This window comes from Amycolatopsis sp. NPDC104775 (assembly GCF_055583325.1).
This window is the reverse complement of sequence record NZ_JBVJOE010000005.1, coordinates 344,686-362,631: the sequence shown is the minus strand read 5'-3', so window position 1 is coordinate 362,631 and position 17,946 is coordinate 344,686. Positions and strand designations below refer to the sequence as shown.

At 72.0% G+C, this 17,946-nt stretch carries 20 protein-coding genes; 5 read left to right on the top strand and 15 right to left on the bottom strand.

Annotation, left to right across the window (positions count from 1 at the left end):
• Nucleotides 1–79 precede the first annotated feature (79 nt).
• The 14 genes from ACZ63D_RS24345 to ACZ63D_RS24280 all read right to left on the bottom strand — a co-directional run bounded on the left by ACZ63D_RS24345 (nt 80) and on the right by ACZ63D_RS24280 (nt 12,491).
• On the bottom strand, nt 80–2,440 hold the full coding sequence (locus ACZ63D_RS24345) for a phosphoketolase family protein (protein WP_465356637.1): 2,361 nt from the start codon (nt 2,438–2,440) through the stop codon (nt 80–82).
• Nucleotides 2,437–3,336, bottom strand: a complete 900-nt coding sequence (locus tag ACZ63D_RS24340; protein WP_465356636.1) for a universal stress protein — start codon at nt 3,334–3,336, stop codon at nt 2,437–2,439. The genes ACZ63D_RS24345 and ACZ63D_RS24340 overlap by 4 nt, the downstream gene beginning before the upstream one ends.
• Nucleotides 3,333–3,947, bottom strand: a complete 615-nt coding sequence (locus ACZ63D_RS24335; protein WP_465356635.1) for a CBS domain-containing protein — start codon at nt 3,945–3,947, stop codon at nt 3,333–3,335. The genes ACZ63D_RS24340 and ACZ63D_RS24335 overlap by 4 nt, the downstream gene beginning before the upstream one ends.
• 94 nt (nt 3,948–4,041) lie before the next feature.
• Nucleotides 4,042–5,166 (bottom strand): CHAD domain-containing protein, encoded by a 1,125-nt coding sequence (locus ACZ63D_RS24330; RefSeq protein ID WP_465356634.1) that lies wholly within the window; start codon nt 5,164–5,166, stop codon nt 4,042–4,044.
• Nucleotides 5,163–5,567, bottom strand: coding sequence for a hypothetical protein (locus ACZ63D_RS24325; RefSeq protein WP_465356633.1), 405 nt, complete (start codon nt 5,565–5,567; stop codon nt 5,163–5,165). Before ACZ63D_RS24325 ends, ACZ63D_RS24330 begins: the two co-directional genes overlap by 4 nt.
• On the bottom strand, nt 5,564–6,454 hold the full coding sequence (locus ACZ63D_RS24320) for a universal stress protein (protein ID WP_465356632.1): 891 nt from the start codon (nt 6,452–6,454) through the stop codon (nt 5,564–5,566). Before ACZ63D_RS24320 ends, ACZ63D_RS24325 begins: the two co-directional genes overlap by 4 nt.
• Nucleotides 6,441–6,722: a DUF1918 domain-containing protein gene (locus ACZ63D_RS24315; protein ID WP_465356631.1), complete on the bottom strand. Its 282-nt coding sequence runs from the start codon at nt 6,720–6,722 to the stop codon at nt 6,441–6,443. The genes ACZ63D_RS24320 and ACZ63D_RS24315 overlap by 14 nt, the downstream gene beginning before the upstream one ends.
• Before the next feature lie 31 nt (nt 6,723–6,753).
• The gene (locus tag ACZ63D_RS24310; RefSeq protein WP_465356630.1) at nt 6,754–7,326 is read right to left on the bottom strand and encodes a CBS domain-containing protein; all 573 of its coding nucleotides are present in this window, start codon (nt 7,324–7,326) and stop codon (nt 6,754–6,756) included.
• Between the two features lie 33 nt (nt 7,327–7,359).
• Complete coding sequence (locus ACZ63D_RS24305; RefSeq protein ID WP_465356629.1) at nt 7,360–8,190, bottom strand: universal stress protein; 831 nt, start codon at nt 8,188–8,190, stop codon at nt 7,360–7,362.
• A gap of 70 nt (nt 8,191–8,260) precedes the next feature.
• Entirely contained in the window at nt 8,261–9,115 is an 855-nt protein-coding gene (gene ppk2, locus ACZ63D_RS24300) for a polyphosphate kinase 2 (RefSeq protein ID WP_465356628.1), read from the bottom strand.
• A 5-nt stretch (nt 9,116–9,120) separates the two neighbouring features.
• On the bottom strand, nt 9,121–9,759 hold the full coding sequence (locus tag ACZ63D_RS24295) for a CBS domain-containing protein (protein ID WP_465356627.1): 639 nt from the start codon (nt 9,757–9,759) through the stop codon (nt 9,121–9,123).
• A gap of 142 nt (nt 9,760–9,901) precedes the next feature.
• Nucleotides 9,902–10,618: a TylF/MycF/NovP-related O-methyltransferase gene (locus ACZ63D_RS24290; RefSeq protein WP_465356626.1), complete on the bottom strand. Its 717-nt coding sequence runs from the start codon at nt 10,616–10,618 to the stop codon at nt 9,902–9,904.
• Nucleotides 10,606–11,481, bottom strand: coding sequence for a universal stress protein (locus ACZ63D_RS24285; protein WP_465356625.1), 876 nt, complete (start codon nt 11,479–11,481; stop codon nt 10,606–10,608). Before ACZ63D_RS24285 ends, ACZ63D_RS24290 begins: the two co-directional genes overlap by 13 nt.
• On the bottom strand, nt 11,481–12,491 hold the full coding sequence (locus tag ACZ63D_RS24280) for an Acg family FMN-binding oxidoreductase (RefSeq protein WP_465356624.1): 1,011 nt from the start codon (nt 12,489–12,491) through the stop codon (nt 11,481–11,483). The genes ACZ63D_RS24285 and ACZ63D_RS24280 overlap by 1 nt, the downstream gene beginning before the upstream one ends.
• A gap of 445 nt (nt 12,492–12,936) precedes the next feature.
• On the opposite strand from ACZ63D_RS24280, the gene ACZ63D_RS24275 reads away from it, so the two are divergent.
• The 5 genes from ACZ63D_RS24275 (at nt 12,937) to gap (ending at nt 17,123) form a co-directional block, all read left to right on the top strand.
• Nucleotides 12,937–13,197, top strand: a complete 261-nt coding sequence (locus ACZ63D_RS24275; RefSeq protein ID WP_465356623.1) for a hypothetical protein — start codon at nt 12,937–12,939, stop codon at nt 13,195–13,197.
• A gap of 100 nt (nt 13,198–13,297) precedes the next feature.
• A complete protein-coding gene (locus ACZ63D_RS24270) occupies nt 13,298–14,755 on the top strand; it encodes a bifunctional aminoglycoside phosphotransferase/ATP-binding protein (protein WP_465356622.1) in 1,458 nt (485 codons plus the stop codon).
• Nucleotides 14,756–14,851: 96 nt separating this feature from the next.
• Complete coding sequence (locus ACZ63D_RS24265) at nt 14,852–15,367, top strand: FAD-dependent oxidoreductase (RefSeq protein ID WP_465356621.1); 516 nt, start codon at nt 14,852–14,854, stop codon at nt 15,365–15,367.
• Nucleotides 15,307–16,110: a hypothetical protein gene (locus ACZ63D_RS24260; RefSeq protein ID WP_465356620.1), complete on the top strand. Its 804-nt coding sequence runs from the start codon at nt 15,307–15,309 to the stop codon at nt 16,108–16,110. Before ACZ63D_RS24265 ends, ACZ63D_RS24260 begins: the two co-directional genes overlap by 61 nt.
• Nucleotides 16,107–17,123, top strand: a complete 1,017-nt coding sequence (gene gap / locus ACZ63D_RS24255; RefSeq protein WP_465356619.1) for a type I glyceraldehyde-3-phosphate dehydrogenase — start codon at nt 16,107–16,109, stop codon at nt 17,121–17,123. Before ACZ63D_RS24260 ends, gap begins: the two co-directional genes overlap by 4 nt.
• Nucleotides 17,124–17,170: 47 nt before the next feature.
• Here the strand turns inward: gap and ACZ63D_RS24250 are convergent, their stop codons facing one another.
• Complete coding sequence (locus ACZ63D_RS24250; RefSeq protein WP_465356618.1) at nt 17,171–17,842, bottom strand: CBS domain-containing protein; 672 nt, start codon at nt 17,840–17,842, stop codon at nt 17,171–17,173.
• Between the last annotated feature and the right edge of the window lie 104 nt (nt 17,843–17,946).

The window sequence follows — 17,946 nt, the reverse complement described above, 5'->3', positions numbered from 1 at the left end:
GGCCAGCTTTCCCACTCCCAACCTCGAAGGGCGGGTGCGCGGCAACCCGCACACCCGCCCTCTCGCTCCTACCGGCCGATCACCGCCCAGGCCAGCGCCACTCCCGCACCTCCGGCAGGTCCTCACCGTGCTCGATGATCCAGTGCCGGTGCCGCTCCTGCGTCCGCGTCATCCGCTGGCGCAGCGGCCCGGTCGTGGCCAGCAGTCCCGGCACCCGGTCCAGTACGTCGATCACCAGCTGGTACCGGTCCATCCGGTTGCGCACCAGCATGTCGAACGGCGTCGTCGTGGTGCCGTGTTCGGTGTAGCCGCGCACGTGCAGGCCGGCGTGGTTCGTGCGGCGGTAGGCCAGCCGGTGGATCAGCCACGGGTAGCCGTGGTAGGCGAAGATCACCGGACGGTCCGGGGTGAACAGCGCGTCGAACTCCCAGTCGCTCAGCCCGTGCGGATGTTCCGCCTCCGGCTGCAACCGCATCAGGTCCACCACGTTCACCACGCGGACCGCCAGCGAAGGCAGTTCCTCGCGCAGGATCGCCGCCGCGGCGAGGACTTCCAGGGTCGGGGCGTCGCCCGCGCACGCGAGCACGACGTCCGGTTCCCGGTCCGCGTGCGTGCTGGCCCATTCCCAGATGCCCAGGCCGCGGGCGCAATGCAGTGCGGCCTCCTCCGCGTCGAGCCAGTCCGGCGTCTCGTTCTTGCCCGCGACCACCACGTTGACCAGGTCCCGGCTGCGCAGGCAGTGCGCGGCCACTTCCAGCAGCGTGTTGGTGTCCGGCGGGAAGTACACCCGCACGACCTCCGGGGCCTTGTTCGCCACGTGGTCCACGAAACCCGGGTCCTGGTGGGAAAAACCGTTGTGGTCTTGCCGCCAGACGTGCGAAGTGAGCAAGTAGTTCAGCGACGCCACCGGTCGCCGCCACGGGATTTCGCGGTGTACGCGCAGCCATTTGACGTGCTGGTTCACCATCGAATCCACGATGTGCGCGAACGCCTCGTAACAGGAGAACAGCCCGTGCCTGCCGCTCAGCAGGTAGCCTTCGAGCCAGCCCTGGCAGAGGTGTTCCGAGAGCACCTCCATGACGCGCCCGTCCGCCGCGAGGTGGTCTTCGGGCGGCCCGGGCGGCAGCTCCCAGGTTTTCGCGGTCACGTCGTACACCGCGTCCAGCCGGTTCGACGCGGTTTCGTCCGGCCCGAACAGCCGGAAGTTCGCGCGTTCGGCGTTGCGGCGGAACACTTCCCGCAGGAATCGGCCCAGTGCCCGGGTCGGTTCCGAGGCGCTCTCCCCCGGCGCCGGGACTGGCGCGGCGTGCTCGGCGACCGGCGGCAGCGAGAGCGGGCGCAGCAGCACGCCGCCGTTCGCGTGCGGGTTCGCGCCCATCCTCCGCGAGCCGCCCGGGATCAGCGCGGTGACCGCGGCGGTCGGGCGGCCCGACGCGTCGAACAGCTCTTCCGGCCGGTAGGACCGCAGCCAGTTTTCCAGCTGCCGCAGGTGCGCCGGATCCTCCCGGACCCGGGTCAGCGGGACCTGATGCGCCCGCCACGTCCCCTCGACTCGCTGACCGTCCACTGTGGCCGGTCCGGTCCAGCCCTTCGGCGAGCGGAGCACGATCATCGGCCACGGTCCCCCGCCGCCGCGGCGCAGCAGCGCCAGGTCGGCGACCACCGCGTCCAGCGCGGCGGCCATCGCCTGGTGCATCGCCACCGGCTCGTCACCCTCGACGTACACCGGCTCCCAGCCCGCTCCGCGCAGCAGCGAGTCCAATTCGGACGCCGGGATCCGGGACAGCACCGTCGGATTCGCGATCTTGTAGCCGTTCAGGTGCAGGATCGGCAGCACCGCGCCGTCGCGGCGCGGGTCGAGGAACCGGCTGGCCTGCCAGCTCGTCGCCAGCGGGCCGGTCTCCGCCTCGCCGTCGCCCACGACGCACGCGACGAGCAAGCCCGGATTGTCGAACGCGGCGCCGAACGCGTGCGCGAGCGAGTACCCCAGTTCGCCGCCCTCGTGAATCGACCCGGGCACGTGCGGGGACACGTGGCTCGGCACCCCGCCGGGGAACGAGAACTGCCGGAACAGCCGGTCCATCCCCTCCGCGTCGCGGGAAACCTCCGGCCACAGCTCCGAATAGCTGCCCTCCAGCCAGGTGCTCGCCAGCAGCGCGGGGCCGCCGTGGCCCGGCCCGGTCACGAACATCGCGTCGAGGTCGTGCGCCAGGATCGCGCGGTTGAGGTGGGCGTACACGAAATTCAGGCCGGGCGAGGTGCCCCAGTGCCCGAGGAGCCGGGGCTTGACCTGCCCCGGCTCCAGCGGTTCGCGCAGCAGCGGATTGCCCATCAGGTAGATCTGGCCCGCGGCGAGGTAGTTCGCGGCCCGCCACTGGGCGTCGACCTGGGCCAGTTCCGCTTGGGTGAGCGTCGCGGCGGGAACGTCGAGCGCCGTCACCGGTTCCGCTCCGGCCGCACGACGAGCACCGGGCACGAGGAGTGGTGCACCAGCGCCTGGCTGGTCGAGCCGAGCAGCATCCCGGCGAAACCGCCCCGTCCGCGGCTGCCGACGACCACCAGCTGCGCCCGGTCGGACTCGTCGAGCAGCACGTGCCGCGGCCGGTCCCGCACCAGCTTCCGGCGCACCTCGACGTCGGGGTACTTCTCCTGCCAGCCCGCGAGCCGCTGTGCCAGGAGCCGTTCCTCCGTGGGCTGCAGGGATTCCCACTGCGGCATGAGCCGCGCCGTGCTTTCGGTCGAGTCGTAGGTCACGTCGGCCCAGGCGTGCACCGCGACGAGCGGGGCCTGCCGGAAGCTGGCCTCCTCGAACGCCGCCGCGATCGCCGCCTCGCTGTTCGGGCTGCCGTCGACGCCGACGACCACCGGGCCGTCCTGCGGCACCGGGCCGTCGCCGTGCCTTCCGCGCACGACCGCCACCGGACAGCCGGCGTGGCTCGCCACCGCCGCGGTCGTGGCCCCGACCAGCATGCCGGTGAAACCACCGGTCCCGGTGCGGCCGAGCACGACCATCCGGGCCTTCTTGGAGCGGTCGATCAGCAAGGCCGGCGCGGAATCGGTGAACACCTCGCTGCGCACCGCGAGCGAGGGCGCCACGGACAAGGCCAGCTCGCGCGCCTCGGCCGCGATCCGCTCGCCGGCCTGCTGAATGCCGTCGAAGAGCATCTCGCTGCCGGCGATACCGCCGCCGTAGACCAGCCCGGCCAGCTGAAGGCAGTGCACCAGTTCCAGTTCGAAATCGCGTCCCGCGGCCAGTTTCGCGGCCCAGCGGACGGCGTCCGCGGCACCGTCCGAACCGTCGATCCCGACGAGCATCGTCCGAGTCCGGTCCGTCATCGTCCCACCTCCTGTTCCGCGGACACGGTGTCCGCTCCGACCACGCCGGGCACCGCAAGTGCCAGCAGTGTCGCGACGTGGCGATCGGTTTCGTCGTCGTAGCGGTCGACGATTCGCACGACCCCGTCGTGCACCTCGACCTTCCAGCGGCCGGTCCCGCCGTAGATCTCCAGCCGGTGCCGGACGTCCGCGGCGATCGCGTGGTCCTCCCTGGCGAGCACGCGCACCACGTCGCCGCGCGTGACGATCCCGACCAGCCGGCTGCCGTCGACGATCGGCATCGCCCGGATCTGGGCGTCCACCAGCGCCTGGCACAGGTCGGCGACGTCGGTTCCGGACGACATCGCCGTCGCCGGCGAGGTCATCACCGCGCCGACGGTCGCGTCGACCGCGCCGGGGTGGTGCGGATGCCGGTACTCCCACCGCGCGTCGGACGGGATCCGGTCGCGGATCAGGTCGGCCTCGGTCACGATGCCGATCAGCCGGTCGTCGTCGTCCACCACCGGCAGCGCGGTGAAGCCGTGCTCGGAGAGAATTTCCGCCGCCTCTTTGGCCGGCGTCCACGCATGCACCGTCTCGACCGGTGCGGACATCAGATCGCGTGCGCGCATCAGGTCCGTCCTTTCCTTGTGCTGCCTCGAAAATAGGCAACGGAACCGGTCCGGCACGCCGGTCCGGAGTCACCGGCGCGAAGGACCAATGGCCTCAACGCCGCAGCGGAGCCAGCTGCCGGTACGCCTTGCGCCACGCGGCGGGCAGCGCCGCCACGCACTGCTCGGCGCACCGGATCTCGGCTTCCCGGACCAGCGCGTGGGTTCTCGTTCCCGCACCCGACTCGGCAAGCGACTGGAGCCGTTCCTGCGCGACCACGGCGTCCTGATGTTCGCCGAGCAGTTCTTGCAGGCCCCGCAAGCTCTTCAGCACTTCCTGGCGGTCGACCGGCAGGGCAGTGCCCGCCGCCTCGACCGCGTACCGGAGGCGCTTCACGCTCTTGCGCACCGCGTGCACGGCGGCCGCGCCGTCCGGCACCGCGCCGACCCGTGCCTCGGTTTCCGCGACGACGGACCAGACCAGGTCCGGAAGCACCTTCTCCGCTGAGCGTCGCGCTCGTTTTCCTTGCGCGCCAGGGCTTTGCTCGCGTAGCACAACCAGGAAAACGTCCAGCGCGTTCAGCAGTTGCAGGTACCGCGGCGAGTCGAGGACGATCGCGCATTCGGCGGCCGCTTCCTCCGCTTGCGCGGTGAAAACCTGCTCGGCGCCGGTGCGCACGTTGTCCGCGACCGACCCGGGCGGCAGCTTGTCCAGCGCGGCGAAGAACCGATCCCGTTGCACCTCAACGTCTCTGGCCGGTCCGACGCTCGCGCCGAGCCAGCGCAACGGCGACCGGAATCTCCCGGCGAGCCGTCCGCCGAGCACCGGCGCGAAAGTCCGCAACGTGGCCCGGATCCGCCGGGCGGCCACCCGAAGATCGTGCACGCCCTCGGGCTCTTCCAGCCGCACCGCGAGGTCGGCGCGCGCGAGTGCTTCGACCTGGCTTTCCAGATAAGCGAGCACCACCTGCCGTGCCGTACCGGACTTCGCACCAGCGCCCCGCTCCTCGGCGGCCTGCCTTGGCATCGGCACCAGGTCCAGGTCCCGGCTGTACGCGCGGACCAGCCTCGCCAATTCGTGCGGCACCTGTTCCACGCCGGGAGCCTCGACGCGGCAGCCGCGGCCGTCGCCGAGATCGAGCTGCCACGCACTGCCCGCGCGGCTGATCGCCATCCCGTGCCGCCGCAGCCGCAGGCTGGTCGTGTCGTAGTACGTCACCGGCCGCGCCGCGCGGGTCATGACGGCACCGCCCGCTGCGCGAGCCTGCTCAGCAGGACCAGCAGCACGACCAAGGCGAGCGTCACCCACTGCACCGGCTCCCGGAAGCCCAGCACGGCGAACTGGATCGCGAGCCAGCCGGCGAGCACGACACTCGCGGCGTAGCCGAACCAGTGCGCTTCCGGGTCACCGCGCCACGCCGCCAAAGCGGCCCAGCTGAGCGTGCCGCCAATCGCGAGCACCAGCGCCAGCCCGGGCAGCTCCCAGCTGGACAGTCCGAGCGGTCCGAGAGCCGCGACCGGCAGCCGGAAGCCGGGCGCGCCTGCCATCAGGCAGACGCCGCCGACCAGGGCGCTGGCCGCGAAGACCGTCTCGTACGTCGCGAGCACCCGCTGCGCGGTCCGGCCGCGTGCGGTGATCACGGCAGCCTCCTCGGCCGGACGACCGCCACCGGGCAGGTCGAGTGCGCGAGCAGGGCCTGGCTGGTCGAGCCGAGCAGCATCCCAGTGAACCCGCCCCGCCCGCGGCTGCCGACGACGACCAGCTGAGCGTTCTCGCCGTACTCCAGCAGGGTGCGCACCGGCCGTCCGCGCACGATCTCGACGTCGATCCGCAGGTCCGGGTATTTCTCCCGCCACAGCGCGAGCTGGCCCTCGATGCGGCACCGCTCGCCCGCGGCGACCTCGTCCGGCACGATCTCCATGGTCCGCAGGGAACCGTCCGGGCTCAGCTCGTTCCAGGTGTGCACGGCCGTGAGCGAGGTATTCCGCGCGAACGCCTCGGCACAGGCGAACCCGAGCGCGTCGTCGCTGTCGGCCGAGCCGTCCAGCCCGGCCACGACCGGCCCGGCCAAAGGCGGGACGTCGTCCGGCATCCGGCCCCGCACGACCACGACCGGGCAAGGCGCGTGCGCCGCGAGCGCGACCGCGGTCGAACCGACCAGCAGCCCGGTGAACCCGCCGAGCCCGCGCGAACCCAGCACCGCCAGCTCGGCGCCGCGGCTTTCCCGCAGCAGCACGGCGACGGGGTTCCCCTCGGCGACGACGCGCTCGATCCGCACCGCGGGGCGCTGCTGCCGGACCGCGGCCTCGGCCTCGTCGAGCCAGTTCTCCGCCTGGCCCTGGAACCCGCTGCGCACCCCGGTCACGAGCGGCCCGGTGATGCCGGGCGACGGGATCAGGAAGGCCTGCACCAGCCGCAGCGTCGCGTCCCGGTGTTCGGCTTCCGCGGCCGCCCACACGGCGGCGTGGCGCGCCGAGACGGAACCGTCGATCCCGGCCAGCACCACGTTTTCGTCAAGTCCGGGCATCATGTGCTCCTCTCCTGGCCCGCCGCAGCAAGCGCAGCCGCTCGAACCGGTTGCGGTCGCTGCGATCCTGTTCGGACACCTCGGCCTCGGTGAGCACGATCGCGTCCGATCCGGGGAACACCGTCGTGACGCGGTCGTCGGCGAGCCAGCGCACCGTGAACGGCGGGCTGCCGTCCGGCTTTCCGGTCGCGACGATCCGGCCGCGCTGCTCCGGCAGATCCAGCCGGACGCCCTTCACCACCAGCCAGTCACCGGGCTGTGCACGCATTTCTCCTCCTCGGTCCGGATGTCCGCGGAACTCACCGCGGCACGGAAAGCTCGACTGTCAGCACGCCTTCGACGGTGCGCGCGAGTGCGGCGACGAGCCGGCGTTCGGCTTCGTCGGCGAACGCGCCGCGGACGGCCACCCTTCCGCCGGCGACGGACACGTCCCACTGGCCCTGATGGCCGCCGTAGTCGCTCAGCAGCGCGCGCAGCCGGGACGCGATCGCGTCGTCGTGGCGGACCAGCGGAGCCAGCAGGTCGCGGCGGCTGACGATCCCGGCCAGCTCGCCGTCGTCGACGACGGGCACGCTGCGCAGCCGGTCGATCAGCATCCGCGCCGCGATGTCGCTCCCGTCGGCGTCGAGGTCCACGGTTTCGACCGACGTGGTCATGACGGCGTCCACCCGCAGCTCCGGAGCGACCGGCTCGCCGGTCAGCACACCCGCCAGCGCGTCCGCCTCGGTGAAGATGCCGACGACCCGGTTCTCCTCGTCGACCACCGGCAGCGCCGCGACACAGTGCTCGGTCAGCAGCGCGATCGCTTCGCGGACCGGCGTTCCCGGCCCGACCCGGACCACTGGCCGGGTCATGATGTCCCGTGCTCGCACGGCTTTCTCCTCGCTTTTCGGGGGATCGGCGGCTCAGTGCACCACCGCGACCGGGCACGCCGAACGCGCCAGCAGCCGGTTCCCGGTGGACCCGAGCAGCCCGCCCGCGACCGGGCCGCGGCCGCGGCTGCCGATCACGACCAGTTGCGCGTCCTCGACCGTCATCAGCGCCCGCGCGGCCGAACGTTCCCGCACCGCCAGCGTGCGGACCTCGACCGACGGGTATTTCTCCGCCCAGGCGGCGATCCGCTCGCGCAGCGCGCGTTCCTCCGCCTCGGGACGGTCGGGTTCGTCGAACAGCGACCCGTGCCACGTGTGCACCGCGACCAGCCGCGCGTGCCTGGCCGCCGCCGTGTCGAAGGCGAATTCCAGAACGCGCTCGTCCTCGTCCACCCCGTCCACGCCGACCACGACCGCACCGTCTGGCGCCGCGCGTCCGCGCACGACCACCACCGGGCAAGACGCACTCGCCGCGACCCGCAAGGCGACCGAGCCGATCGCCGCACCGCGCAGCCCGCCGAGCCCGTGCGAACCGAGCACGATCAGCGAGACCGTCCGGGAGAGTTCGATGAGCAGGTCGGCCGCGAGCCCGACGCGGGCGACCACCTGGGTCCGCACTCCCGGCGCGGCGTCCTCGGCCACCTGCGCCGCCCGGCTCAGCCAGCGGTGCGCGCGCCCGAACAGCGCCCGCTGCTCGGCGACTTTCCCGGAAACGTCCACGGTCTCGCCGATCCCGGCGTGGAACAGCTCCAGCCGGCAATCCCGCAGTCTCGCCTCCGCGGCCGCCCAGCGGACCGGAGCAAGGGACATCTCCGATTCGTCGATTCCGACGACCACCACGTCGCCGGGCTTGTTCGCGGTCACCGTTCGCCTCCCGTTCCGCCGCCGGTCCCGGCGGCCCCGTTCCACCATCGCTCGCCGCCGCCAGCGGGAGTCAGGGCCCGAAGTCCTTTCCCCCGGGGACGAAAGCGGAATGTTGTTTCCCCAGGGTCGCCGCGTGGTCGGGCACCTCGCGCAGCAGCCGCCGGTCAGTCCGCGCGTAGCCGGAATCGTGGGCCCGGCGCGGCAGTTTCACCGGCGGCGGCGCGATTTCCCGGTACGGCACGCTGGCCAGCAGGTGCGCGATCATGTTGAGCCTGCCGCGCCGTTTCTCGTCGCCGTCCACGACGTACCACGGCGACTCCGGGGTGTCGGTGTGCACGAACATGTCGTCCTTGGCGCGCGAGTAGTCGTCCCATCTCGGCACCGATTCGAGGTCCACTGTGGACAGTTTCCAGCGGCGGAGCGGATCTTCGATGCGCGCGCGGAACCGCCGTTCCTGTTCGTCCCGGCTCACCGAGAACCAGTACTTGCGCAGCAGCAGCCCGTCCTCGACCAGCAGGCGTTCGAAGATCGGGCACTGCCGCAGAAACCGCTGGTACTGCTCGGGAGTGCAGAATCCGAGGACCCGCTCGACGCCCGCGCGGTTGTACCAGCTGCGGTCGAACAGCACGATTTCCCCGGCCGCGGGCAGCTGCGCGACATAGCGCTGGAAGTACCACTGCGTGGTCTCCCGGTCGGTGGGCCGCGGCAGCGCGGCGATCCGCACCACGCGCGGGTTCAGGTGTTCGGTGAAGCGCTTGATCGCGCTGCCCTTGCCCGCCGCGTCGCGTCCCTCGAACACCACGACGAGCCGGGCGCCCTCATGGCGCACCCATTCCTGCAGCTTCACCAGTTCGATCTGGAGGCGCGCCAGCTCCGCCTCGTAGACCGCCCGGGGCAGCCGAGCCGTCCCGCGTTTCGCGGACATTCGCGTCAGGCGACGTCGTCCCACACGTAGTCGAGTCCGTTGCGGACCGCGACCACGCCGGGAACGGCTTCGATCAGCCGGGTGACCGGATCGATCTCGCTGCGCCGCTCCACGCGGCCGGCGACGGTGACCACCCCGGCGTGCACCATGGCGCGGACCCGGTCCGGGCCGAGGCGCAGCGTCTCGAAGAGCACGCCGGTCACCACGTCCCGTTCGATCTCGGGGTCCGGGCGGGTCAGCGAGCGCAGGACGTCGCGCCGGGCGACGACCCCCGCCGGACGGCCGTCCCGGACGACGAACAACCGTCGCAATCCGGTTTTCTCCAGCTTGGCCGCCGCCGCGGACACGGTTTCGTCCGCCGCGACCGTGACGACCGGGCTCGTCATCACCTCGCGCGCGCTCCGCGCCTCGGCTTTGCGTGCTTCCCGGCGGCGCCACCACCGGAACTGGCCGCCCCGCACGATCGGCAGCAAGTCCTTTTCGGACACCACGCCGACGAGGACCCCGGCGTGGTCGACGACCGCGACCGCGCTGATCCCTTCCCGGGCCAGCATCGCGGCGATTTCTTTCACCGGCGTCTCGGCCCGCACGCAGACCGGGCGGGGCGTCATCACCTCGGAAACCGGTGTCGTGATCGTCTTCATCATTCCTCCGCAGTCCTGCGCCCGCCGGTGGGTCCGGCTCGTTCTTGCCTTGTGCTGCCTAGAAAATAGGCATCGGGACCGTTCTGGCACGCCGGTCCGGGGTCATCGGCTCGAAGGACCAACGTCCTCAGGACGCCGCGCGTCAGGTCCGGGCGAGCAGGCGCAGCTGGAGGTTGGCGCCATCGTCGACAGCGAAGGCACCGCGATGCTCGCGCAGGAACTCGTCCACCGCGGTCCGGCAACCGCCGTAATCGTGGTAGTCGTCGAGCATCAGCGTCGCGCCCGGAGAGAGGCGAGGCAGGACCGCGTCGAGGCAGAAGCGAACCGGGTCGTACCAGTCGCAGTCGATATGCGCGAAGGCGACCGCGCTGCGGGTGTAGCCGGGCCAGGTTTCCTCGAACAGTCCGCGATGCAAGAAGATCCGTTGCTCGTCCACCGGGCGGCCGTAGCGGGCGAAGGTCGCCCGCACCTGTTCGTAGAGGTCGGTGCGGTAGCCGTAGTAGAGATCGCCGCCGATGCCGGGTGAGTCGCCCGCGGCGATCACGCGGTAGCGCTGCTTGGATTCGGCGTCGTCCTTCTCGGACGTCGGCTCCGGGATCCGCGCGAACACGTCGAAACCGTGGAACTGCCGTTCGGGCGTGGCATGGCGCGCCAGCAGCACCGACGAACCGCCGAGCGCGATCCCGAACTCCAGGAGATCACCCGGCACGCCGCGCCGCGTCACGTCTTGGACGGCACGAGTCAGCCGTGCGAGCTTTTCGGGGCTCAGGTACGTGAGGCGATCGCGGAGCACCGCGCGGGCTTCGGCCGGAAGCAGCGCGACGCGTACCTGGTGGGCGATCGAGCTCAACGCCCGCATCGCGCCTCCGCGGACCGGACGACCAGCACCGGGCATCCGGCGTGGTGCAGCAGCGCGTGGCTCGTCGAGCCGAGGACCATGCCGGTGAACCCGCCCCGGCCCCTGCTGCCCAACGCCACGAGCGAGGCCCGGCCGCTCCATTCGAGCAACCGGTCGCGCGGCCGGTCCTGTTCGACGACCTGCTCGACGACCACATCCGGGTAGCGCGCGCGATGCCCGGCCAGCCGTTCCGCCAGCAGCCGGTGCTCGGCTTCCCCTGCCTCGAAAGGAAAATCGCGATCGCCGAACAGCCGGGTGCGGTCGCCGTCGATCCAGGTGTGCAGAGCGACCAGCGGGACGCCGTGCACCGAGGCTTCTTCGAAAGCGCAGGCGACCGCCGCGTCGCTGAGCGGGCTGCCGTCGACTCCGACGACTACCGGGTCCTTCGGGCGGACCGTGCCCCGGACGACAACGACCGGGCAGTGCGCGTGCGCGGCGAGATCGATGTCCGGCGAGCCGGCGAGAAGCCCCGACAGCGTGCCGGTCGGTTCGCCCAGCACCAGCAATCGCGCTTTCGCCGACGCTTCCCGCAGCGCGACCTCGGGACCCGCCGGGCTGGTCTCGAATTCGATCCGGACCCCCGGTTCGACCGCCGCGAGATCATCCCGGACGGTGCGCAGCAGATCCTCCGCGGCGGCTTCCTTCGCCTTCAGCCAGTCCACGGGCGGATACCGTCCGCCGGCGAAGCTGCCGTCCGCGAAGCCGAACGCCGTCAGGACAGTCAGCGGAACGTGCCGCAGGACCGCTTCGCGCGCCGCCCACCGGGCAGCCGTCGCGGCGGACTCGCTCCCGTCGACGCCGACCAGGACCGCACTCGGGTCCATCACCGCTCCCGCCACTTCTGGCCGAGCACCTCGGCTACGCCGCGGCGCAGGCTCGCCGGGGTCACCCTCGTCGACCGCCCCAGCCGCAGCATCGCTTGCGGGAACCCGGAAAGCTGATAGTCCTCGCACAGCGCCGAGCGCACCTCCGGCACCCGCAGCGGCTGCGTCAGCACCGCGCCCGCCAGGCCGAGGGTGACCCCTTCGAGCCAGCTTCGCTCGACCGCGTAACCGGCGCGGATGTGGTCGATCCGCGCGTCGTCGGCCGTCGTGAACAGCAGGATCGTTTCCGCCTCCAGCCGTTCCCGCAGCACGGTCAGGTCGGGCACGATCGTCGCCCGGCGCACCAGCCCGGCCCACGGCAGTTCGCCGGGCGGCAGCGCGGAGAACCGGATTCCCGCGCCATGCCGGTGCGAGGCCTCGTCCCGGATCGTCCAAAGCGCGAGTTCGCGTTGGTAGGCGTCGTCGTCCTGGAGGGCGCGCGCCGCGTGTTCGAAGAGTTTCGCCAGCCGGTCCATTCCGCTCATCCGGGTCGCCTCGACGCCGGTCGCCACCGCGGCCTGGAGCACCCGCGCGGTCTGCGCCGTGCTCACCGGCACCCCGGTGAACGCCCCGCGATGGCTGCGCCGCACCATGATCGCCCCGTACCGCTGCAGGTCCTGGTCGGTCGGCGGCAGCGGCTCGGCCGCTTCGACCCGGGCGGCGACGTCCGGCTGCTCCGGGTACGGCAGCACGCGCACTTCGGCCCGGCGGCCGAGGACCCGCACGGCCAGTTCCAGGTTCGCCAGCGCCGTCCCGCAGGACATCGCCAGGTCGCGGCGGAGGGGATCGTGCTGCGGAAGGGCGACGTCGGTGCGCTCTCGCAGCAGGACGGCGCCGTCGATCAGCTCGACCCGCCAGGGCTGCGTGTTGTGCACCGAGGGGGCGCGCAGGACTGAGCGGCCCAGCACCTCCGCTTCGGCGAGCGTCCACTCGCCGGACCGGCGGACGGTCGCAGTGGCTGTCTTCTCCATCGCGGTCACTCCTGTCGTTACGGAATCAGCCAACCGCGCGAAGCCCCTTCCGCGCTCCGGCCGCAAGCCACCGCTGGGAGGGACCAAGGTCACCGCCTCGAGGGCCAGGCCCAACGGCGATGTCCCGCCGTCCGGGCGGCAGCGCGCGCCGCATCGGACACTCCGGCGCGTACCCGTGGGGCTGGTGGGCGCACGCGGTTGCGCTTCCGAGACACGGCGTCGCGGTCGCAGCGATCGGCACGGCATGGGACCTCGCTACCTACGTCAACCCGCCGTCGCGCTCCGAGCCCCGCGTCCTGGTGGACATGGTCGCCCACTGGGCAGAGGGCGAACGCACCCATGAGGCGCCGCACCACCTGAACGCGCTCAACGGCCGCGCGGCCTACTCGGCGGGCGCGCCGCGCTCAACGGCGGCGACCCGTTCGGCGTTGAGGTGTTCAGGCGGATGCTGGAGGGCGCGGTCGTCCGCCCGTCCGCCACGGCGGATCGCTTCACGCCGACCGCCGCCCGTGACAGGTTCCCAGCCTTCAACGGGGCACGCACGAGCGACGAAGTGCGCGAAGCGGCCGAGAAGGGCGGGATCATGCTTCGGCTCGTCGCGCTGGAAGCCACGCGGCGCGGCGTGGAGTTCCCCGCGCCCAAGGACATGTTCACGCGCCGAGCGCGAGCGGGCGACGCGGGCTCAGCCCCAGGCGCTGCCGGTTGATGGCCCGTCGTTCGCAGGGACACTCCCCAGGCCCAACGGCACCGGCGAGAGGACCAAGCGCCCTTCCCGGCGGTCCGCGCGCCCCGCGAAGGTGGTCAGCATGACCGGAACGCAACCGTGGGCAACAGTCCGGGAAACGCACAGCGGCGCGGTTTTCTTCGCCGGGGACCGTGCCTGGAAGCTCAAGAAACCGGTGAACCTCGGCTTCCTCGACTTCACCGACCCGGCCGTCCGCGAGCGGGTGTGCCGCCGCGAGGTCGAACTCAACCGCAGGCTCGCGCCGGACGTCTACCTCGGGGTCGCGGCCGTGACCGGCCCGGACGGCGCGGTCTGCGACCACCTCGTGGCCATGCGCCGGATGCCCGACGACCGGAGGCTGTCCGAGCTGGTGCGGCGCGGTGAACCGCTCTCGGCGGTAATCCGCGCGCTCGCCCGGCTGCTCGCGGCCTTCCACGCGGGAGCGCACCGCAGCCTCGAGATCGACGCCGACGGGACGCGCGACGCGGTGCGCCTCCGCTGGCACGCGAGCTTCGCCCAGGTGCGCCCGTTCCACGGGGTCGTGCTGGACGCGGCGACCGCCAAGGAAATCGAGAGCCGCACCGACGCGTTCCTCGCCGGGCGCGCTCCGCTTTTCGCCCGCCGCATCGCTGAGCGCCGGGTCGTCGACGGCCACGGCGACCTGATCGCCGACGACATCTTCTGCCTCGAAGACGGACCGCGCGTGCTCGACTGCCTGGAATTCGACGACCACCTCCGCCACGTCGACGGACTGGACGACGTGGCTTTTCTCGCGATGGACCTCGAACGGCTCGGCGCACCTGCGCTCGCCGCCGAACTGCTCGACGCGTACGCCGAATTCTCCGGGGACAACGCTCCCCCGGCGCTGCGGCACCACTATCTCGCCTACCGCGCCTTCGTGCGCGTCAAGGTCGCCTGTCTTCGCCACGCACAGGAGGATCCGGAGGCCGCGGAGCTGGCCCGCGCGTACGCGGAAACAACGCTGCGCCACCTCCGGGCGGGCGAGGTGCGGGCGGTGCTGGTCGGCGGGCTCCCCGGTTCGGGAAAGTCCACTGTGGCCGGAGGGCTCGCCGACGCGCTCGGCGCGACCCTGCTGCAGAGCGACCGGATCCGCAAGGAACTCGCGGGAATCGACCCGGAACACCACGTCCCGGCGGACTACCGGCAGGGGATCTACACCCCCGGATGGACCGCACTGACCTACAGCGAACTCGGTCGGCGCGCGGGCGAACTGCTCGAACTCGGCGAGACCGTCGTCCTGGACGCGTCCTGGACTTCCGCTTCGGAAAGGGACGCGATCGCCGCGGTCGCCGAACAGGCCGGCGCGACGCTGTCCGCACTGCGCTGCGTAGCACCGGACGACCTGCGCGAGCGCAGGCTGTCGACCCGGGCCGGAGCGCTGTCCGACGCCGGACCCGCCGTTTCCCGCGAGATGGCGGAGGACGCCGCTCCGTGGCCCGCGGCCTTTCCGCTCGACACGACCGGAAGACCGGCCGAAACGGTGGAAAACGCGCTCGCGCTTCTCGCCCGGGGCATGTGACGGGAGGACGAACGTCCCTCGCCCTGCCCGCCAACGTCCCTGCCGCACCTCCGGCCAGCGCGGGCACGGTAGGCGGTGCGAACGGGAGGAGACACCATGACACGCACGGAAGTCGTCGTTCTCGGCAGCGGTTTCGCCGGTCTGGAAACGGCTTTCCGGATCCGGACCAGGGCGGGCGAGGACGACGTGGGGATCACTGTCGTGTCCGAACGCGACGATTTCCTGCACCGCCCCGGGTTGGTCCGGCTGCCGTTCGGCGCGGGCGAGGAACCGCTGCACGTGCCGCTCGCCGGCGCGTTCCGGCGGCGCGGGATCGCGGCGGTGATCGCGACGGCCGAGGGAATCGACCTCGACCGGGGGCAGGTGCACACCTCGCGCGGCCCGATGGCCTACGACCAGCTCGTCGTCGCCACCGGAGCGGCGAGCAGGCCGGAGGAGATCCCGGGCTCGCCGAGCACGCGCATTCGATCGCGGCTCCGGGCGCGCTGCACCGGCTCGGCGAGGATCTGCGCTGGGCCGCCCAGAACGCCCGGCACGGCCGCCCGCAGCGAGTGCTTTTCGCACTGCCGCCGGGCAATCACTGCGCCTCGGCGCTGTACGAGATCGCGCTGATGCTCGACACGTGGCTGCGCCGCAAGGAAATCCGCGACAACGTGGACCTCGCCTTCGACACCTGCGAGGACACCTTCGTCCAGGCCTTCGGCCCCAAGCTGCACGCGCTCGTTTCCCACCAGTTCGAAGCGCGCGGCATCGACAGCCGCACCGCGACGGCACTGACCGAAGCGACCGAACGCAGCGCCGTTTTCGCCGACGGCTCCGTGCGGGAATTCGACGTGCTCGCCACGTTCCCGCCGCAGGCCGCCTCCGTCGGCTACGCCGGCCTGCCCACCGACGACCGGGGCTTCCTGCGGTGCGACCCGGTCACCCGCGCGGTGACCGGGCACCCGGAGGTATACGCGCCTGGCGACGCCGGGGATTTCCCGCTGAAGCTCGCCTGTCTCGCCCTGCCGCAGGCCGACGCGGTCGCCGCGGCGATCCTCGCGCAGCGGGCCGGGACGCCGCTGTCCGCCCGGCCGGTCCCGGTCGTGCGGCACGTGCTGGACATGCTCGACGACGCCGCCTTCGCGCAGATTCCGCTCTCCCCCGGCGATCCCACGCGCATCGACGAGGCGTCGGCCCGCTACTGGGTCAGCAGCGGCGTCTTCTGGCGCGCGGGCGCGCGGCTCTCCGAGACAGCGCTGTCCGCCCGGTTCCGGCTCGGCCTGCCCTTCCGCGCCGGCGCGGGACGGGCGTATTTCCACCGCAGTCCCGAAAACACTCACCGGAAGACCGACACCCTGATGGAGAAACCATGACCGTTCGCGTAGGCATCAACGGATTCGGCCGCATCGGCCGCGATTTCCTGCGCCGCGTCCTGGAACGCCCGGACAGCCCGATCGAAGTGGTCGCCGTCAACGACGTCACCACCCCGGACGCGCTCGCCCACCTGCTCGCGCACGACTCCACCTACGGCCCGCTGCGGCTCCCGGTGCGGGTGATCGGCGACGCGATCGAGGCGGGCGACCAGATCGTGCAGGTGACGTCCGAGACCGAACCGGCGAACCTGCCGTGGCACGAATTCGGCGTGACCGTCGTGATCGAATCGACCGGGCGCTTCCGCACCCGCGAGGCGGCCGCCGGGCATCTCGAAGCGGGCGCGCGGAAGGTGATCGTTTCCGCTCCGGGCAAGGGACTCGACGCGACGCTGGTGTTCGGCGTCAACGACGGCGACTACGCCCCGGCGCGCCACCACGTCGTCTCCAACGCCTCGTGCACCACGAACTGCGCCGCACCGATGGTCAAGGTGCTGCACGAGGCGTTCGGCGTCCGCCGCGGCCTGCTCACCACGATCCACAGCTACACCGGGGACCAGGCACTGCTCGACCGGCCGCACCGCGACCCGCGCCGGGCCCGGTCCGCCGCGGTGAACCTGATCCCGACGAGCACCGGGGCCGCGCGGGCGATCGGCGAGGTGATCCCGGCGCTGGCGGGCAAGCTCGACGGGGTCGCGATCCGGGTCCCGGTCGAGGACGGTTCGCTCACCGACCTGACCGTGGAACTCGAGCGGGACGTCACCCGCGACGAGATCAACCGCGCGTTCGCCCAGGCCGCGGACGGGCAGCTCAAGGGAATCCTCCGCTACACCGACGCGCCCCTGGTGTCGCGCGACATCATCGGCGACCCCGCGTCGTGCGTCTTCGACTCGGAACTCACCAAGGCCGACGGGCGCCTGGCCAAGGTCTTCGGCTGGTACGACAACGAATGGGGCTACGCGGCCCGCACCGTCGAACTCGCCGAGCTCATCGGGCGCAGCATCGACCAGGGCTGAAACCGTGATGGCCGCCCCGGCAGTGCCGGGGCGGCCATCACGCTGCCTCATTTCCGGGAGCCGGCTTGGTGCCCGTCCCCCACGTATTCGAGCCGGTTGCGCACCCCGACCACACCGGGGAGCGCCTCGGTCAGCCGCTCGGCGCGCAGCACTTCGCCCGGACTGTCCACGGTTCCGGACAAGGTGACCACGCCGTCGTCGACCCGCACGGAAGTCGCCGCCGGGTCGGCCCACAGCGCTTGGCGCAGCACCCGGCGTTCGACCAGTTCCTTGATTTCCGGGTCCGGCCGGAGGAAGACCGCGAGCACGTCCCGGCGGGCGAGCACCCCGGTGAGCGCCCCGGAACGGTCCACGACGAACAACCGGCGCTGGTTCGCCTCGACCATCCGCCGCGCCGCGGCGGCCAGCAGCTCGTCCTGCCCGACGGTGTGCACCGGGGTGCGCATCACCTCGGCGGCAGTCCGGCCCCGCGCTCTCGCCCAGCCGCGGCGGCGAGCGGCCGCGGCGAAAAAGCCCGGCCGCGGCCCTTCGGCGCGGCGGTCGTACCGGGCGAGCAGTTCTCTCTCCGAAACCACGCCGACCGGACGCCCGGAACCGTCGGTCACCGGCACTGCGGAAATACCGCCGGCGAGGAGATCGACCAGTTCCTTGAACGGCGTGCCCGGCGCGGCGGTCACCACCGGCGAAGTCATCACATCCGAGACCAGCAGTCCGGTCATCGCAGCACCTCCGTGTTTTCCCTGCACCGTAGGCGTTTCCGTACCGGAGCTGCCGGGGTCCGCGGTCCCGTCCGGCCGGGCCGTTCGCCCCTTTTCCGAACGCC

Bases quoted from the DNA above. Each gene is read 5' to 3' on its own strand.
- ACZ63D_RS24340 (WP_465356636.1), bottom strand. From the start codon at position 3,336: ATGACGGACCGGACTCGGACGATGCTCGTCGGGATCGACGGTTCGGAC.
- ACZ63D_RS24335 (WP_465356635.1), bottom strand. From the start codon at position 3,947: ATGCGCGCACGCGATCTGATGTCCGCACCGGTCGAGACGGTGCATGCG.
- ACZ63D_RS24330 (WP_465356634.1), bottom strand. From the start codon at position 5,166: ATGACCCGCGCGGCGCGGCCGGTGACGTACTACGACACGACCAGCCTG.
- ACZ63D_RS24320 (WP_465356632.1), bottom strand. From the start codon at position 6,454: ATGCCCGGACTTGACGAAAACGTGGTGCTGGCCGGGATCGACGGTTCC.
- ACZ63D_RS24315 (WP_465356631.1), bottom strand. From the start codon at position 6,722: ATGCGTGCACAGCCCGGTGACTGGCTGGTGGTGAAGGGCGTCCGGCTG.
- ppk2 (WP_465356628.1), bottom strand. From the start codon at position 9,115: ATGTCCGCGAAACGCGGGACGGCTCGGCTGCCCCGGGCGGTCTACGAG.
- ACZ63D_RS24295 (WP_465356627.1), bottom strand. From the start codon at position 9,759: ATGAAGACGATCACGACACCGGTTTCCGAGGTGATGACGCCCCGCCCG.
- ACZ63D_RS24290 (WP_465356626.1), bottom strand. From the start codon at position 10,618: ATGCGGGCGTTGAGCTCGATCGCCCACCAGGTACGCGTCGCGCTGCTT.
- ACZ63D_RS24285 (WP_465356625.1), bottom strand. From the start codon at position 11,481: ATGGACCCGAGTGCGGTCCTGGTCGGCGTCGACGGGAGCGAGTCCGCC.
- ACZ63D_RS24280 (WP_465356624.1), bottom strand. From the start codon at position 12,491: ATGGAGAAGACAGCCACTGCGACCGTCCGCCGGTCCGGCGAGTGGACG.
- ACZ63D_RS24275 (WP_465356623.1), top strand. From the start codon at position 12,937: ATGCTGGAGGGCGCGGTCGTCCGCCCGTCCGCCACGGCGGATCGCTTC.
- ACZ63D_RS24270 (WP_465356622.1), top strand. From the start codon at position 13,298: ATGACCGGAACGCAACCGTGGGCAACAGTCCGGGAAACGCACAGCGGC.
- ACZ63D_RS24265 (WP_465356621.1), top strand. From the start codon at position 14,852: ATGACACGCACGGAAGTCGTCGTTCTCGGCAGCGGTTTCGCCGGTCTG.
- gap (WP_465356619.1), top strand. From the start codon at position 16,107: ATGACCGTTCGCGTAGGCATCAACGGATTCGGCCGCATCGGCCGCGAT.
- ACZ63D_RS24250 (WP_465356618.1), bottom strand. From the start codon at position 17,842: ATGACCGGACTGCTGGTCTCGGATGTGATGACTTCGCCGGTGGTGACC.